18 protein-coding genes are annotated in these 15,851 nt (G+C 70.7%); 14 read left to right on the plus strand and 4 right to left on the minus strand.

The annotated features are described in order from the left end of the window. The first annotated feature begins 58 nt into the window (after positions 1–58). Together ACFLIM_RS22150 and ACFLIM_RS22155 are read left to right on the plus strand one after the other, a co-directional pair. On the plus strand, positions 59–787 hold the full coding sequence (locus ACFLIM_RS22150; RefSeq protein ID WP_393168276.1) for a helix-turn-helix transcriptional regulator: 729 nt from the start codon (positions 59–61) through the stop codon (positions 785–787). 76 nt (positions 788–863) lie between these two features. Next, entirely contained in the window at positions 864–1,223 is a 360-nt protein-coding gene (locus ACFLIM_RS22155) for a VOC family protein (RefSeq protein ID WP_393168278.1), read from the plus strand. A 154-nt stretch (positions 1,224–1,377) separates the two neighbouring features. Here ACFLIM_RS22155 and ACFLIM_RS22160 read toward each other — a convergent pair whose 3' ends face one another. The 3 genes from ACFLIM_RS22160 to ACFLIM_RS22170 all read right to left on the minus strand — a co-directional run bounded on the left by ACFLIM_RS22160 (position 1,378) and on the right by ACFLIM_RS22170 (position 4,754). Then, positions 1,378–2,127 (minus strand): maleylpyruvate isomerase family mycothiol-dependent enzyme, encoded by a 750-nt coding sequence (locus tag ACFLIM_RS22160; RefSeq protein ID WP_393168280.1) that lies wholly within the window; start codon positions 2,125–2,127, stop codon positions 1,378–1,380. Positions 2,128–2,137: 10 nt separating this feature from the next. Beyond that, entirely contained in the window at positions 2,138–3,637 is a 1,500-nt protein-coding gene (locus tag ACFLIM_RS22165) for an alpha/beta hydrolase (RefSeq protein ID WP_393168282.1), read from the minus strand. Between the two features lie 85 nt (positions 3,638–3,722). Further along, on the minus strand, positions 3,723–4,754 hold the full coding sequence (locus ACFLIM_RS22170) for a PHP domain-containing protein (RefSeq protein ID WP_393168284.1): 1,032 nt from the start codon (positions 4,752–4,754) through the stop codon (positions 3,723–3,725). A gap of 102 nt (positions 4,755–4,856) precedes the next feature. Here ACFLIM_RS22170 and ACFLIM_RS22175 point away from each other — a divergent pair, with 102 nt between their 5' ends. The 9 genes from ACFLIM_RS22175 to ACFLIM_RS22215 all read left to right on the plus strand — a co-directional run bounded on the left by ACFLIM_RS22175 (position 4,857) and on the right by ACFLIM_RS22215 (position 13,005). Then, positions 4,857–5,243, plus strand: a complete 387-nt coding sequence (locus ACFLIM_RS22175; RefSeq protein WP_393168286.1) for a hypothetical protein — start codon at positions 4,857–4,859, stop codon at positions 5,241–5,243. A 3-nt stretch (positions 5,244–5,246) separates the two neighbouring features. Further along, positions 5,247–6,392 (plus strand): glutathionylspermidine synthase family protein, encoded by a 1,146-nt coding sequence (locus ACFLIM_RS22180; RefSeq protein ID WP_393168288.1) that lies wholly within the window; start codon positions 5,247–5,249, stop codon positions 6,390–6,392. Between the two features lie 21 nt (positions 6,393–6,413). Next, the gene (locus ACFLIM_RS22185; protein WP_393168290.1) at positions 6,414–6,845 is read left to right on the plus strand and encodes a DUF350 domain-containing protein; all 432 of its coding nucleotides are present in this window, start codon (positions 6,414–6,416) and stop codon (positions 6,843–6,845) included. Positions 6,846–6,916: 71 nt separating this feature from the next. Continuing rightward, a complete protein-coding gene (locus ACFLIM_RS22190; RefSeq protein WP_393168651.1) occupies positions 6,917–8,035 on the plus strand; it encodes a PucR family transcriptional regulator in 1,119 nt (372 codons plus the stop codon). Between the two features lie 102 nt (positions 8,036–8,137). Then, on the plus strand, positions 8,138–9,034 hold the full coding sequence (locus tag ACFLIM_RS22195; RefSeq protein WP_393168292.1) for an ACP S-malonyltransferase: 897 nt from the start codon (positions 8,138–8,140) through the stop codon (positions 9,032–9,034). Next, the gene (locus tag ACFLIM_RS22200) at positions 9,031–9,987 is read left to right on the plus strand and encodes a beta-ketoacyl-ACP synthase III (RefSeq protein WP_393168294.1); all 957 of its coding nucleotides are present in this window, start codon (positions 9,031–9,033) and stop codon (positions 9,985–9,987) included. The genes ACFLIM_RS22195 and ACFLIM_RS22200 overlap by 4 nt, the downstream gene beginning before the upstream one ends. Positions 9,988–10,071: 84 nt before the next feature. Beyond that, complete coding sequence (locus ACFLIM_RS22205) at positions 10,072–10,311, plus strand: acyl carrier protein (protein ID WP_393168296.1); 240 nt, start codon at positions 10,072–10,074, stop codon at positions 10,309–10,311. A 36-nt stretch (positions 10,312–10,347) separates the two neighbouring features. Then, positions 10,348–11,580, plus strand: a complete 1,233-nt coding sequence (gene fabF / locus ACFLIM_RS22210; RefSeq protein ID WP_393168298.1) for a beta-ketoacyl-ACP synthase II — start codon at positions 10,348–10,350, stop codon at positions 11,578–11,580. Further along, complete coding sequence (locus ACFLIM_RS22215; protein WP_393168300.1) at positions 11,581–13,005, plus strand: acyl-CoA carboxylase subunit beta; 1,425 nt, start codon at positions 11,581–11,583, stop codon at positions 13,003–13,005. A 71-nt stretch (positions 13,006–13,076) separates the two neighbouring features. Here the strand turns inward: ACFLIM_RS22215 and ACFLIM_RS22220 are convergent, their stop codons facing one another. Beyond that, positions 13,077–13,571 carry a DUF3145 domain-containing protein gene (locus ACFLIM_RS22220; RefSeq protein WP_393168302.1) on the minus strand — a complete coding sequence of 165 codons (495 nt, stop codon included), beginning with the start codon at positions 13,569–13,571 and terminating at the stop codon, positions 13,077–13,079. A gap of 176 nt (positions 13,572–13,747) precedes the next feature. Between ACFLIM_RS22220 and ACFLIM_RS22225 the strand changes: the two genes are divergently transcribed. The 3 genes from ACFLIM_RS22225 (at position 13,748) to ACFLIM_RS22235 (ending at position 15,814) form a co-directional block, all read left to right on the plus strand. Continuing rightward, the gene (locus ACFLIM_RS22225; RefSeq protein ID WP_393168304.1) at positions 13,748–14,761 is read left to right on the plus strand and encodes a S8 family peptidase; all 1,014 of its coding nucleotides are present in this window, start codon (positions 13,748–13,750) and stop codon (positions 14,759–14,761) included. Between the two features lie 73 nt (positions 14,762–14,834). Next, complete coding sequence (locus ACFLIM_RS22230; RefSeq protein WP_393168306.1) at positions 14,835–15,371, plus strand: RNA polymerase sigma factor; 537 nt, start codon at positions 14,835–14,837, stop codon at positions 15,369–15,371. Continuing rightward, entirely contained in the window at positions 15,368–15,814 is a 447-nt protein-coding gene (locus ACFLIM_RS22235; protein WP_393168308.1) for a hypothetical protein, read from the plus strand. Before ACFLIM_RS22230 ends, ACFLIM_RS22235 begins: the two co-directional genes overlap by 4 nt. The last annotated feature ends 37 nt before the right edge of the window (positions 15,815–15,851 follow it).

Consider the following 15,851-nt stretch of genomic DNA (forward strand, 5'->3'; position numbering starts at 1 on the left):
GGTTGCGGGGCTGCCGGGCGGGGCGCGATTGTCGGTGGCGCGGCGTAGCGTCTCGGCTGTGAACCGTACCGACCGGCTCTACGCGCTCGTCGAAGACCTGCGCGCCATCTCGCCGCGCCACCGCTCCGCCCGTGAGCTGGCCAGGCGGTTCGAGGTGAGCGTGCGCACGATCGAGCGCGACATCACCGCGTTGCAGGAGTCGGGCGTGCCGATCTACGCGGAGGCGGGGCGCAAGGGCGGTTACGCCATCGACAAGAAGATGTCCCTCCCGCCGCTCAACTTCACGCCCGCCGAGGCGGTGGCCATCGCGGTAGCGCTCAGCCGGGCGGGCGACCAGCCGTTCGGCAGGCAGGCGCGCAGCGCCTTACGCAAGGTCGTGGCCGCCATGCCGGGCCCCGAGGGCGAGCTCGCCAGGGAGCTGGCCCGGCGGGTGCAGCTCGTCCACCTGCCGGCCGAGCCGGGCACCGAGATCCAGCCGCTCGGCGCCGAGGGCATCTCGCGGGCCATCGAGGAGGCGCTGCTGCGCCGCCGCGTGCTCAGGCTCGAATACGCCGACGCCAAGGGCGCGCTGACCTCGCGCGACGTGGAGCCGGGGGTGTTCCTGGGCGGACGCGGCGGGTTCTGGTATCTGGTGGCCTGGTGCCGCCTGCGCGACGACGTACGCGTCTTCCGCCTCGACCGCATCGCCACCGCCACCGTCACCGCCGAGCGTTGCCCCGACCGGCCGCTGGAAGGCTTCGCCACCGACGTGCCCGAGATGATCGTGCATGGCACGTTGCTCGACTAGTCAATCGAAAACACCGACATAGGGTTGTCGCCAACACGTTAGATCGTTGTCCTGTTCGAGAAATGAGGAGACGACGATGGACAACACGGTGACCTGGTTCGAGGTCGCGACCGACGACCCCGAGAGCGCCCAGACGTTCTACGGCGGGCTGTTCGGCTGGACGTTCGCGCGTGACGACGAGGGCCCGATCGACTACCGCATGATCGGCTATCCGGGCGGCGAGCGGCCGGCGGGCGGGCTGTACAACACCAAGGGCGAGTTCCCCAGCCACGCGGTCTTCCACGTGCAGGTGGCGGACGTCGAGGAGACCTGCGCCAAGAGCGAGTCGCTCGGCGGCAAGGTGGTCATGAAGGTGATCGACGACGGCGCGGGCACCGACTTCGCCTACGTGCGCGACACGTCGGGCAGCCTCTTCGGGGTCTTCCACCGCAGGTGACGCGCCGGTGATGACCCGTTCGCCGGCCGGGGAGAGCACCTTCCCCGCCGACTCCGGCGCGCGAACGGGCCGCTTCCAGGGAGCGGTTCACCCAGTGCCCTGGACACGCCGCCGATCGCCGAGCGGCGGCGCGTCCAGGGCCAAGCCAGGGTCGTCAGAAGGCGGCCGTGGCCAGCCAGCGGTTCAGCAGGTCGTGGTCCCCGTACACGGTGAGCGTGTCGGACGGGCGGCGGCCGTACAGCATGAGCAGCAGGTCGCCCACCGGACCCTGGACGGCCGCGTCGCCCTTGGCGTGGCCGCGGGCCCAGGTGATCTTCCCGGCGGGACCCTGGGTGATGGTCCACTCCCCGTCGGCGTCGTTCGCGTGGAGGTGGATCGTGGCCCCCTCCATCCCGAGCTGCGCCAGCGGCCGGGTGACCCAGGCGGCGTACGGCAGGTTGTGCAGGAACTCCTCGACGCCGTCGATCGCGGTCCGCGCCGGGATGACCGGGTCGAGGCCGAGCGCGAGCTCGGCGTCGGCCCGGTGGATCACCAGCTCGAAGAGCATCCGGCGCGGCCACCAGGACGCCCGTTTGTCCGGGCCCCAGGTCCACACCACCGTCTCCGGATCGGTGGTGCTCAGCGTGTCGAGCAGCTCGCTCGCCCCGGCCGCGAGCCAGTCCGCGTCGCCGCTCTGGCCCTCGGCCAGGCCGCTGGGCACCTGGCGCGACCAGATCGGCTCCTGGACCCGGCCGCGCAGGACGTGGACCGTCCAGCGATGGGTCTGTCCGACATGCGTGATCAGCTCGGCGATCGTCCATCCCGGGCAGGTCGGCACCGGGATGGACAGGTCGCCGGCCAGGGCCGCGAGGCAGGCGGCCTCTTCCTCGATGAGGGGGATCCGCGAGTGGTAGTCCGTCGTCACCCGCCCCAGCCTAGGCCGCCGGGCAGGTTGAGCCCTTGCCGGGGACCTTGCCCTCGATCAGGAAGCCGTCCACGAGGCCCCTGATGCACTTGCTGCCCGACAGGTACGCCCCGTGCCCCTCGCCCTCGTACGTCACCAGCGTCGCGGTCTTGAGCTGGGCAGTCAGCTTGGGCGCCCACTCGTACGGCGTGGCCGGGTCACCCTTGCCGCCCACCACCACGATCGGCGCCGACCCACTGGCGTTCACGTGCCGCGCCTGGTCGCTGCCCTTAGTCGGCCAGACCCGGCACAACCCGCCCGACCCCTCGCTGCCGAACAGCGGCGAGATCTTCAGCGCGGCCTCCTCGGTACGCTTGAGCTCGGCCTCTCCGGGGCGTTCGGCCGTGTCCACGCAGGTGACGGCCGGGAAGCTGGTCATCTGCGTGGAGTAGGTACCGTCCTCCATGCGCCCGGTATAGGAGTCGGCCAGAAACAGCAGCGCCTCGCCGCGCCCCTTGAGCGCAGCCCCGAGCGCCTGCTCCAGGAACGGCCAGGTCAGCTCCGAGTACAGCGCGGCCGCCACGCCGGTGGAGGCCAGGCCCTGGGTCAGGTCGCGGCCGTTGACCTTCAGCGGCTTGGCGGCGAGCTGGTTCATCAGGTTCTCGACGTTCGTGTTGGCGGTGGCCTGGTCCTTGCCGACGTCGCAGGTGCCGCCCTTGACACACGAGCGCAGGAAGCTCTCGTACGCCTTCTGGAACCCGCGGGTCTGGGCGATCGTGCGCTGCTCGAAGGTGACCGTGGGGTCGAGCGGTGCGTCGAGCACCATCCGGCCCACGTTCTTGGGGAACTCGGTTGCGTAGACGCCGCCGAGCTGGGTGCCGTACGACATGCCGACGAAGTTGAGCTTGGGGTCGCCCATGGCGGCGCGGATCCGGTCCATGTCGCGGGCGGCGTTCACGGTGCCGACGTACGGGAGGATCTTGCCGGAGTCCTTCTGGCAGAGGGCGGCGAACTGCTTGTTGGCCTTGTCCGTCTCCTCGTCGGTCTGCTTGTTGGCCGGCAGCGTGTCCATCGAGGTGAACCTGTCCATCTCGGCACTGTCGCCGCAGCGCACCCCGGAGCTGCGCTCGACCCCGCGCGGGTCGAAGCTGATCAGGTCGTAGCGGGCCCGCAGCGGGGTGAGCGCCTTGGCGGCCTGGTCGAGCGTGTCGACGCCGGAGGCGCCGGGGCCGCCGAAGTTGAACACCACCGAGCCGAGCCGCTGCCCCTGGCCGGTGGCGGAGAGCTTGATGAGCGCCAGGTCCAGCTTCTCCCCGTCGGGCTTCGCGTAGTCCAGCGGCACGCTCAGCTTCCCGCACCGCACCGAGGGGTCCTGGCGGGCCGGCGGCTGGCCGTCTGGGCGCTTGATGTCGGTGCACGGCCCCCAGGCGATCTTGTCGGGTGCGGCCGTGGAGTCGGTGGCGGGCTCGGCGGGTGCCGTGGAGCAGCCGGCGACCGTCACGATCAGTGCCGCGGCTAGGACGCGTCGCATAACGAAAACTTCCCCTCGTGTCTCTCAGGGGGAAGTAGTGCCCACAATACGTGAGCCTGCACCAAACCTGGGTGAGGCGCCCAACTCACGTCTGCGAGAGACCAGCCCATTCGAGGAGCCGGGCGAGCGGCCAGGTGTTCACGATGCGCTCCGCCTCGATGCCGCACCGGGCGGCCCGCTCGCACCCGTACCGCTGCCAGTCCAGTTGCCCCGGCGCGTGCGCGTCCGAGTCGATCGCGAAAACGCACCCCATCTCGTACGCCAGCCGCATCAGCCGCTTGGGCGGATCGAGCCGATCGGGCCGGGAGTTGACCTCCACCGCCACCCCGAACCGCCGGCAGGCCTCGAAGACCAGCTCGGCGTCGAACGACGACTCGGGCCGCCGGCTCCCCCGCTTGCCCCCGGCCTGCACCACCCGCCCCGTGCAGTGCCCGAGCACGTCCACCAGCGGGTTGGCGATCGCGGTGACCATCCGGCGGGTCATGTCGTCCCCGGACATGCGCAGCTGGGAGTGCACGCTGGCCACCACCACGTCCAGCCGCTCCAGCAGCTCGGGCGACTGGTCGAGCGAGCCGTCCAGGTTGATGTCCACCTCGATGCCGGTCAGGATCCGGAACGGGGCCAGCCGCTCGTTCAGTTTGCCCACCACCTCGAGCTGCCGCTCCAGCTTCTCGGCCGGCAGCCCCCTGGCCACGCTCAGCCGGGGCGAGTGGTCGGTCAGCGCCCAGTACTCGTGCCCGAGCCCGATGGCCGACTCGGCCATCTCCTCGATCGGCGAGCCCCCGTCCGACCAGTCCGAATGGCTGTGCAGGTCACCTTTCAGCGCGGCCCGCAGCGCGGCGGTCTCCTCGTCGAGCTCGACGCCCTCGGTCGCGCGCATTCTGCGGAGATACGTCGGAACCTGACCGGCCAGCGCTTCGTTGATCACCAGTGCGGTGACCTTGCCGATGCCCGGCAGGTCGCCGAGTCCGCCGGTGCGGGTCAACCGTACGAGCTCGTCCCCGGGCAGGTCCGCGACGACGACGGCGGCGCGGCGGAAGGCTCGCACGCGATAGGTGGGCTCTCCGGCGCGCTCCAGCAGGAAGGCGATCTCGCGCAGGGCCTCAACCGGATCCATGCGTTGATTTATACCCAAACGGAAGACAACCGGCAGCCGGTACGGATTGAACGTCAACAAGGGCCACCGATAGGCTGATCGGCCCATGAAAGCAGGAGCTTGATGGCACAACCGCCACATAACCAGCAGTCGCCCCCGCGGAAATCGTCCAAGGCCGTCACGCTGACCATTCTCGGCGTCATCTCCGTGGGGCTGGTCGGCGTCTGGGCCATCGCGCAGGCAGACGACGACGTCACCGCTGACTGCGTCGTCCAGCTGGATGACGGCAACTACGAAGTGGTGGACGACGACTACTGCGACGACGACGGCGCGCCCCGCTTCTACGGCGGCTCTCGCGGGGCGTACATCTGGTATTACGGGGGCACCAGGGTGGGCAACCGCGTGCGCGGCGGCACCACCTACCGCCCGTCCGATGTGAACATCTCCACCCGCACGGGCAAAGAGATCCAGCGCGGCGGCTTCGGCAACCGGTCGAGCGGCGGGAGCTGACCCGTGCGCCGTGAGCATGGCACCCCCAGGGACGGCTGGGAGAAGACGATCGAGAGCCAGGGCCTGGCCTACCATCGGGCCGCCCACCCGTCCGGGCTGAGCAGGCCGTACTGGGACGAGTCCGTCCACTACATCTTCTCGATGGACGAGGTCGAGGCGCTGGAGGAGCAGGTCGAGGAGCTGCACGGCATGTGCCTGCGCGCCGTCGAGCACGTGGTCTCGGCCGGGCGCTTCGCCGACTTCGCCATCCCCGCGTGGGCGTGGGAGGAGGTGGCGCGCTCGTGGGAGCGCCGCGACCCCCACGTGTACGCCCGCTTCGACCTGCGCTACGACGGCACGGGACCGGCCAAGCTGCTGGAGTACAACGCCGACACGCCGACCTCGCTCGTGGAGTCCTCGGTGGTGCAGTGGTTCTGGCTGCAGGACGTCCACCCAGGCGGCGACCAGTGGAACTCGGTGCACGAGCGGCTCATCGACCGCTGGCGCACGTTGTCGCTGCCGCCGGGGCCGACGCACTTCGCGTTCACGAACATGGACGAGACGGGCGAGGAGGCCATGACGGTGGCGTACCTGCAGGAGACCGCCGAGCAGGCGGGCCTGCAGACGATGGCCATCGCCATGGAGGACATCGGCTGGGACGCCCTCAACCGCCGCTTCATGGACGTCGAGGGGCGGATGATCCGCTCGGCGTTCAAGCTCTACCCCTGGGAGTGGATGCTGGCCGACGAGTTCGGGCGGCACGCCGTACGGCACGCCACCTGGATCGAGCCGCTGTGGAAGACACTGCTGTCCAACAAGGCGCTGCTGGCCATCCTGTGGGAGCTCTATCCGGACCATCCCAGCCTGCTGCCCGCCTACCTCGACGGTCCCCGGGAGCTGACCTCCTACATCGCCAAGCCGCTGCTCGGCAGGGAGGGCGCCTCCATGCGCATCGTCACCCCGGAGGAGACGCAGGAGACCCCCGGCACCTACGGCCAGGAAGGCTACGTCTTCCAGGGCTTCGAGGCCCTGCCGGTGTTCGAGGGACAACGGCCGGTGCTCGGCGCCTGGGTGGTCGCCGACGAGGCCGCCGGGCTCGGCATCAGGGAGACGACCGGCTACATCACCGACGACACCTCCTCTTTCGTACCGCACCGCATCGCCGACTGACACCCCCATGATTGGACAGACGTGACTCTTCTCGAAACCCTTGCCCGCGGTGCGGGCGCCATCGCCGCGTACGCCGCCGTCGGCGTGATCCTGATGATCGTCGGCTTCTACGTGATCGACTGGGCCACCCCCGGCAAGCTGAGCGAGGTCATCCGCACCGAGCGCAACCCGAACGCCACCCTGCTGACCTCCTCCGCCCTGGCCGCCGTCGGGCTGATCGTGGCCGCCTCCATCTGGGCCTCCGGCGGCAGGCTGGCGGAGGGCCTGGCGGGCACGGCGGTGTTCGGCCTGGTCGGCATCGTGGTGCAGACCGTGGCGATGCTGCTGTTCGACCGGATCGTCGGCATCTCGGTACGCGAGCTGGTCAAGGAGCCCGAGCTGCAGCCCGGCGCGCGGCTGCTCGCGGTCACCAACGTGGCGATCGGACTCATCACCGCCGTCGCGGTCATCTGAGCGGACCTGGCACTCTAGGAGACGTGACAGACCGGACCCGGGAGGACACCACACGGAGGCTGGAGCGGGCCATGGGCTCGCTCGGCACGGCGGCGATGGCGCGCATGGACGAGCAGCTGCCATGGTTCCGCGCGCTCAGCGCCGAGGACCGGTCGTGGGTGGGGCTCGTGGCCCAGGCCGGCATCGCGGCGTTCGTCGAGTGGTTCGAGCAGGCAGGCAGGGACACGCCCAGCATCGAGTTCTTCGGCACGGCCCCGCGCGAGCTCAAGCGGTCGATCTCGCTGCAGCAGACCGTCGACATCGTCCGGGTCGTGGTCGAGGTGGTCGAGGCGCAGACGCACGAGCTGGCCGCGCCCGGCGGCGAGGACCAGCTCCAGCAGGCCATGTTGCGCTACACCCGCGACGTGGCCTTCGCCGCCGCCCACGTCTACGCCCGCGAGGCCGAGGCCAGGGGCTCGTGGGACGCCAGGCTGGAGGCGTTGATCGTGGACGCCCTCGTGCGTGGCGAGGTGGACGACGGCCTGCACTCCTGGGCCGCCGCGCTCGGCTGGACCTCCTCCCCCGTGGTCGTCATCGCCGGCCACGCCCCCGAGGGCGACCCGCGGGCGACCATCGACGGCCTGCGGGAGAAGGGCCGCCGCATCGGCATGGACCTGCTCGCCGGGGTGCAGGCCGACCGGCTGATCGTGATCGTGGGCGGCGCCGAGAGCGTCAACGACGCGGCCAAGCAGGTCGTGGCCCGCTTCGGCGTGGGCCCCATCGTCATCGGCCCCGAGGTCCCCGACCTGCACGCCGCCGCCAGGTCCGCCAGGGCGGCGCTGGCCGGGCTGAAGGCGTCCGCCGGCTGGCCGGACGCGCCCAGGCCGGTGCACGCCGAGGACCTGCTGGCCGAGCGGGCGCTCGACGGCGACACCGACGCCAGGGAGCAGCTCATCGAGAACGTCTACCTGCCGCTCGCCGGCACGCCGCTGCTCGATACCCTGGCCACGTACCTGGAGCAGGGCACCTCGCTGGAGGCCACGGCGCGCTTGTTGTTCGTCCACCCCAACACCGTGCGCTACCGTCTCAAAAAGATCACGGAGCTGACCGGATACCAGCCCACGGAGGGCCGGTCCGCCTTCACTCTGCAGGTCGGCCTCATCCTCGGCAGGCTCTCAGAGAGTTCCGTAACCTGGCGGGCCCTAACGTAATGCCGCCGAAATTCTCACTGTAGGGTTCCTACAAAACACGCAGGACAAAGTTCGTACGGATCACCATCCGCGTGTCGGAGTTCTACAGGGCAAGGTGGTTTTGTGCTTCTACTCGTCGCTCCGGGCCAAGGTGCCCAAACTCCAGGGTTCCTGACTCCCTGGCTCGAGCTGCCCGGTCTGGCGGACAGGCTCGGCGCCTGGTCGGAGGTCGTCGGGCTGGACCTGATCGCCTACGGCACGACCGGGGGCGCCGACGAGATCCGCGACACCGCCGTCGCCCAGCCGCTGCTCGTGGCCGCCGCACTGGCCTCGGCGGAGGCGCTCGGCGCGGCTCCCGACGTGCTCGCGGGCCACAGCGTCGGCGAGTTCGCCGCCGCCGCGCTGGCCGGGGTGCTCACCCACGAGCAGGCGCTCACTCTCGTCCGCGACCGCGCCCAGGCCATGGCCAAGGCCGCCGCCATCACCGAGACCGGCATGACCGCCGTGCTCGGCGGCGTCGAGGACGAGGTGCTCGCCTCGATCGAGCGGCACGGGCTGACCCCCGCCAACATCAACGGCGCCGGCCAGATCGTGGTGGGCGGCACGCTGGCGCAGCTGGCCGCGTTCAAGGAGGACGGACCGGCCCGCGCCCGGCTCATCCCGCTCTCCGTGGCGGGCGCGTTCCACACCCGCCACATGGCGTCGGCCGTGGAGAGCCTGCGCGAGGCCGCCTCGGCCGTCGAGCCGTCCGACCCGGGCGTGACGCTGCTGTCCAACGCCGACGGCCAGGCCGTCGCCACCGGCGCCGAGTTCGTCGAGCGGCTGGTCAGGCAGATCAGCAGCCCCGTCAGGTGGGACGCCTGCATGGAGACCATGGCGAGCCTCGGCGTCACCGAGATGATCGAGCTGTTGCCCGGCGGCACGCTGACCGGGCTGGCCAAGCGCGGCCTGCGCGGCGTGCGGACCGTGGCGTTGAAGACTCCAGACGACCTCGACGCGGCCAGGGAGCTGATCAAGTGAGGATTCCCGACATCGCCCCAGGCGGCAGGGTACTGGCCCTCGGCCACTACCAGCCGGCGAACGTCGTCACCAACGACGACCTGGCCAAGACCATGGACACCAACGACGAGTGGATCCAGTCCCGGGTCGGCATCAAGGAGCGCAGGGTGGCGCCCGCCGGGGAGTCCGTCGAGGACATGGCCACCATCGCCGGCGGCAAGGCGCTGGCCGCCAGCGGCCTGTCCCCCGAGGACGTCGACCTCGTCATTGTCGCCACGTGCACGCTCGAGACCCAGATCCCCAATGCCTCCGCCGTCGTGGCGCACCGCCTCGGCATCAAGGCGCCCGGCGCGTTCGACGTGAACGCCGCCTGCGCCGGATTCTGCTACGCGCTCGCCACCGCCAGCGCCGCCGTACGCGCCGGGTCGGCCAGGAACGTGCTGGTCATCGGCGCGGAGAAGTTGTCGCAGTGGGTCGACTGGACCGACAGGTCCACCGCCGTGATCTTCGCCGACGGCGCCGGAGCCGCGGTGGTCGGCCCGTCCGACACGCCCGGCATCGGCCCCGTGGTGTGGGGCAGCGCCGGCGACAAGGCCGACGCGATCGCCATCAAGGACCGCGACGACTACCTCCACCAGGAGGGCCAGACCGTCTTCCGCTGGGCCACCACCACGTTGCACCCGGTGGCCCTCGAAGCCTGCTCCCGCGCGGGCGTGGACCCGTCGGAGCTGTCGGCGTTCGTGCCTCACCAGGCCAACCTGCGCATCGTCGAGGCCATCGCCCGCAAGCTCGGCGCCGACAATGCCGTCGTCGCCCGCGACATCGTCAACGCGGGCAACACCTCCGCCGCCTCGATCCCGCTGGCGCTCTCGCGCATGCTGGAGCGCGGCGAGGTGCGCTCGGGCGGTCTCGCGCTCGTGCTCGGCTTCGGCGCCGGCCTGACCTATGCGGGCCAAGTGATCGAGATTCCGTAGGATCCCGTACGGCTGCGCCGTACTCGTCAGAGCTTGTGCGGCGTGGCCGCACAGAACCCAGAAAACCAAAGGAGAACCAGCGTCATGGCAGCCACCGAGCAGGACATCCTCGCGGGCCTCGGCAAGATCATCAACGAGATCACCGGCATCCCGGCGACCGACGTGACCCCTGAGAAGAGCTTCGTGGACGACCTCGACATCGACTCCCTGTCCATGGTCGAGATCGCCGTGGCCGCCCAGGACGAGTTCGGCGTCGAGATCCCCGATGACCAGCTCAAGAACCTGAAGACGGTCAAGGACGTCCTCAACTTCATCCAGCACTGACAGACCCCATCCCTGACTAGCAAGGAGCGCGAAAACGTGAGTGCGAACCGGGTACGTGTCGTCGTCACCGGACTTGGCGCGACGACGCCCATCGGTGGAGACGTCACCTCGTCCTGGACGGCGCTCCTCGCCGGTCAGTCGGGTGTCGAGACCCTGACCACGGACTGGATCGACACCGTCCCCGTGAAGTTCGCGGGGACGGCCGCCGTCGATCCCACCGAGGTCCTGCCGCGGCCGGAGGCCCGCCGCCTCGACCGCAGTGAGCAGTTCGCGCTGGTCGCCTCCAGGGAGGCCTGGCAGGATGCCGGCGCCCCCGAGGTGGCGCCCGAGCGGCTCGGCGTCGTGGTCTCCAGCGGCATCGGCGGCATCTCCACGACGCTGAGCGCCTACGACACCTGGCGCGAGCGCGGCTGGAACCGGCTGTCGCCGTTCACCGTGCCGATGCTCATGCCCAACGGCCCCGCCGCCTGGATCGGCCTCGACCTGGGCGCCCAGGCGGGCGTGCACGCCACCGTGTCGGCGTGCGCGTCCGGAGCCGAGGCCATCGGCCACGCGATGGACATGATCAGGGTGGGCCGCGCCGACGTGGTGGTCGCCGGTGGCACCGAGGCCGCCATCCACGGCCTCAACATGGCCGCCTTCGCCGCCGCGCGGGCCATGTCCACCCGCAACGACGACCCGCAGGGCGCGTCCAGGCCGTGGGACCGCGGCCGCGACGGATTCGTGCTCGGCGAGGGCGCCGGCATCGTGGTGCTGGAGTCCGAGGAGCACGCCAAGGCGCGCGGCGCGCGGATCTACGCCTACTGCGCCGGCGTCGGCTACTCCGCCGACGCCCACCACATCACCCAGCCCGAGCCCGAGGGCCGGGGCATCATCATGGCGATGACGCAGGCGCTGACCGACGCCGGCATCAGCGGCCTGGACGTCAAGCACGTCAACGCGCACGCGACCTCGACTCCCGCGGGCGACGTCGGCGAGGTGCAGGCGGTGGCCAAGGCCATCGGCACCCACCCGCTGGTGACCTCGACCAAGTCCATGACCGGGCACCTGCTCGGCGGCGCGGGCGGCATCGAGTCCGTCTTCACGATCAAGGCGCTGCAGGACCGGATCGTCCCCGCCACCATCAACCTCGACGACCTCGACGACGGCATCGAGGTGGACCTGGTCTACGGCAAGAACCGCCCGCTGCCGGACGGCGACATCGCCGCGGTCAACAACTCGTTCGGATTCGGCGGGCACAACGTGGCCGTCGTGTTTAAGGGGGCTTAAATGACCGTGCTGGACAACCGGGTGGCGACCGAGGGCTCCGATCAGGAGCCTGCCGATCCGCGTGATCCAGTCGTCCGACTGACCGCGCTGCTCGACGAGGGCTCGCTGCGGCTCATGACCTCCATAGACAAGAGCGGCGTGCTGGCCGCCATGGGCCGCGTCGAGGGTGTCCCCGTCGTCGCCTTCTGCAGTGACGCCCGCTTCCAGGGCGGCGCGATGGGCAGCGAGGGCTGCGAGCACATCGTGCACGCCTACGACGTGGCCGTCCGCGAACGGGTGCCGGTCATCGGGATCTGGCACTCCGGCGGTGCGCGACTCGCCGAAGGCGTCGAGTCGCTGCACGCCGTCGGGCGGGTGTTCGCCGCCATGACCAAGGCGTCCGGCGTCGTGCCGCAGATCTCCGTGGTCGTCGGCCCCGCCGCCGGCGGCGCCGCCTACGGGCCCGCGCTCACCGACCTCGTCATCCTGGCCGACTCCGGCCGCATCTTCGTCACGGGCCCCGACGTGGTCCGCAGCGTCACCGGCGAGAACGTCGACAGTGCGGCCCTGGGCGGCCCCGAGCCCCACAGCAAGCGCAGCGGCGTCGTGCACATCGTCACAAAGAGCGAGACCGACGCGTACGTCAAGGCGCGCCAGCTCGCCACGCTCCTCGGCCACCAGGGCCGGGTGCGCACGGGAGAAATCGGGGAAGTGGACTTCTCCACGCTGCTGCCCGACTCCCCGCGCCGCGCATACGACGTCAAGCCGCTGGTCAACGGCCTGCTCGACGAGCCCGGCATCGAGCTGCACCCCAAGTGGGCGCCGAACATCGTCACGTCGCTCGGCCGCCTCGGTGGCCGGACGGTCGGTGTGATCGCCAACAACCCGATGCGGCTCGGCGGCTGCCTCGACGCCACGTCCGCCGAAAAAGCCGCCCGCTTCGTACGTATGTGTGACGCTTTCGGCGTTCCGTTGGTTGTCCTCGTGGACGTGCCCGGTTACCTGCCGGGGGTCGGGCAGGAACACGACGGCGTGGTCCGGCGCGGGGCCAAGCTGCTGCACGCCTTCGCCGAGGCGTCGGTGCCGCGGGTCACGCTGGTCACGCGTAAGGCGTACGGAGGGGCGTACATCGCGATGAACTCCCGCGCCCTGGGCGCGACCAAGGTGTTCGCCTGGCCGACGACCGAGATCGCGGTCATGGGAGCGGTGGCCGCCGTGCGCATCCTCAAGCGGCGCGAGCTGGCGGCGGCGCCGGAGGAGGATCGAGCCGAGCTGGAGCAGCGCCTGGCCCAGGAGCACGAGAAGCTCGCCGGCGGGCTGGCCAGAGCGCAGGAGCTCGGGGTCATCGACGAAGTGATCAAGCCCGGGGAGACCCGCGGCGCGATCGCCAAGATACTCGCCCAGGCCACCCCGGCCAGGGGCGCCCACGGCAACATCCCGCTGTAGCTCTCCTGCAAGAGGCCCCGCACCGACGTCGGTGCGGGGCCTCTTCGGCTGCCCGTAAGCGGGGCGGGGCGTCAGACGGCGGCGTGCAGCCAGCGGACCGGGGCACCGTCCCCGGCGTACCTGAACGGCTCCAGCTCCTCATCCCACGGCCGGCCGAGCATCTTGTCCAGCTCGTCCTCCAGCTCGCACCGCCCCTGCGCAGCCATCAGCATCGCGGCGCGGAGCCGGTCTTCGGGGATCATGATGTCGCCCGCGGCGCCGATGACCGCCGTGAAGGCGCCGAGCGTCGGCGTATAGGCATGCCGGGACCCGTCCACGCCCTGAGAGGCGTCCTCGGTGATCTCGAATCTGAGTCGCTGCCAGCCCATGAGCGAGGAGGCGATGGCCGCGGCGATGCCCGCCCGGCCCTCCCATTCCGCCTGTGCGCGCACGACGTTGGGCGCGGCAGGTTGCGGAGTCCACGTCAGGTCTACGGGCACGCCAAGAGCGCCCGCGACTGCCCATTCGATGTGAGGGCACAGCGCGGGCTGAGCCGAGTGGACGTAAAGGACGCCACGAGCAGACACCGGACCTCCCGTTTCGGTACGAGGTGCGCCTTCCCCAACGGCCTCGTCCTGGGATGATCACAAGTGACTAGGGAGAGACTACCGTCGGTCGCTACCCGGCACCAGAGGGGGGCCATACCAAGTTGGTGCGGGAGTGGCGCGTGACAGTCCGCCGAGCGGGGGAAACATACCCGCTCATGGAAATCCAATCTGTCGGCGCGGCGTTCATCAGGCCAGGTCAGGTGCTGACCGACCGGGCAGCGCTGTCCGCCGCGGCACGCTGGACCCAGGCGGTCTCGGAGGCGGACGGGATCTGCGTCATCCACCTGTCGCCCGGCGTCGACCCCTGCGAGATCACGGCCGACCTGCGCGAGCAGGGTCTCAGGGCGTCCCCCAATCACGTGCTCCGCGGCCAGCCCCTGTTCTTCGGCGGTCCCGCGTCCAGACCCTTCCCCACCCCGGCCATCGGCTTCAAACCGGGCAAGTCGCGCTCGAACGTGGTCGTGGGCCTGCTCGACACCGGCGTCGCCAAGCACCCGTGGTGGTCCAGCGGCGACTGGTACGGCCGGCTCGGCCCCGAGGAGGCCGACGCCTCGGAGGGCGCGCAGGCGGGGCACGGCACGTTCATCGCGGGCCTGCTGGCGCGCCGGGCGCCCGGCGTGGCGCTCAGCGTGCACCGGGTGCTCGACGGCGACGGCATCGGCGACGAGGCCGCGGTGGTGCGCGCCCTCCACCGGCTGCGCGAGCGGCCCCCGCAGGTGCTCAACCTGTCCTTCGGCTGCAACACCTTCGACGACAGGCCGCCTCCCCTGCTGGCTGACGCCATCGGCGCGCTGAGCGACACGGTGACAGTGGCCTGCGCCGGGAACACCGGCTCCGACCGCCCGTTCTGGCCGGCGGCGCTGCCGTCCACCGTCGGCGTGGCGGCTCTTGACGCCTCCCAGGAGCGCAGGGCCCCTTACAGCGGCTACGGCACCTGGGTGGACGCCTGCGCCCGCGGCGACTGGCTGGCCAGCAGCTTCCTCGACGGAGGCGACTTCGCCGGATACGCGGCGTGGAGCGGCACGTCGTTCGCCACCGCGCTGGTGGCGGGGGCCATCGCCGACGCGGCCAGGGACGAGCCGGCGAAGGAGGCGGCCGAGCGGCTCCTCGGCTCCGAGGGGACCCGGCAAATTCCCGATCTGGGAGTTCTCTTCCCGGCGAGTCTGTAGAGTTTACGCTCAGTCCTCAGCCAATCACGAGGAGGCATGTTCAGCCTCTTCGTGCCGGACGAAGGGAGGCCGCGTGCGCGATCCCCGCGAGCCAGCGGAGCTGCTCGAAGCCGCGGCCGACGGCGACCGATCGGCCTGGGACACGCTGGAGACCAGGTTCGGGCCGCGCATGTGGGCCGTGGCCCGCGCGTGCGGCTTGAGCCCGTCCGATGCGGCGGACGCGGTCCAGGGCACCTGGCTGCGCCTGCTCCAGCAACTCCAGAACATCAGGGATCCAGCGAGAGTAGGGGGCTGGCTCATGACGACCGTGCGCCACGAGGCCCTCCTGCTCCTGCGGAAGGCGCGTCCGGGAGTCTCCTCCTTCGAGGTCGTCGAAGACCCTGACCCAGCGTCCGCCGTCCTGGAGGCCGACGGCAGGCGCCTGCTCTGGAAGACGGTCTCCACCATGCAAGAGCCCTGCCGCACGCTACTCCAGCTGGTCGCGATCGATCTCGGGAGTCAGCAGATGGCGTCGCGGCTCGGACTGCCCGTGGGCAGCGTCGGCCCGACCCGGGCCCGCTGCCTGGAAAAACTGCGCACTCTGATCTCACTACAGGAGACAGCGCAATGATCAACGACGAATACTTTCTGGCGGCTCTCCGGCTGGCCGCCGGGAACGACCCGATCCCGAGTCACGTGTCCGCCGCCGCGCGTGACGCCTATGGGCTTCGGGTTCCCCGGGCGGTGACCGCCAAGGTCGCCGAGTGTGCCGCGATCCGCGGCATGCGCGACGACGATGGTTCGCACTTGGTGCGCTTCGTCGCGGCCGGCCTCACCTTCGATCTGGAGGTGACGGTAGGCGACGGGCTCATCGACGTCGCCGGACAGGTTTTCCCCTACCCAGGAGAGGGCGCCCTCGTCGATGTAAGAACCCCCACCCTCACGCTCACCAGGCGTATCGCCCCCACCGGACAATTCATCGCCATCGGTCTGCCTCCCGGCTGGCTCAGCGTGGTGTGCCACCGGCCGGGCCACGCACCCGTACAAACCAGGTGGGTGCGCATCCGGCCCTGACCCCCCATACCGACGACCGGCCGGGAGAGCCGCGCCC

Source organism: Nonomuraea marmarensis (genome assembly GCF_043197025.1).
GTDB lineage: Bacteria > Actinomycetota > Actinomycetes > Streptosporangiales > Streptosporangiaceae > Nonomuraea > Nonomuraea marmarensis.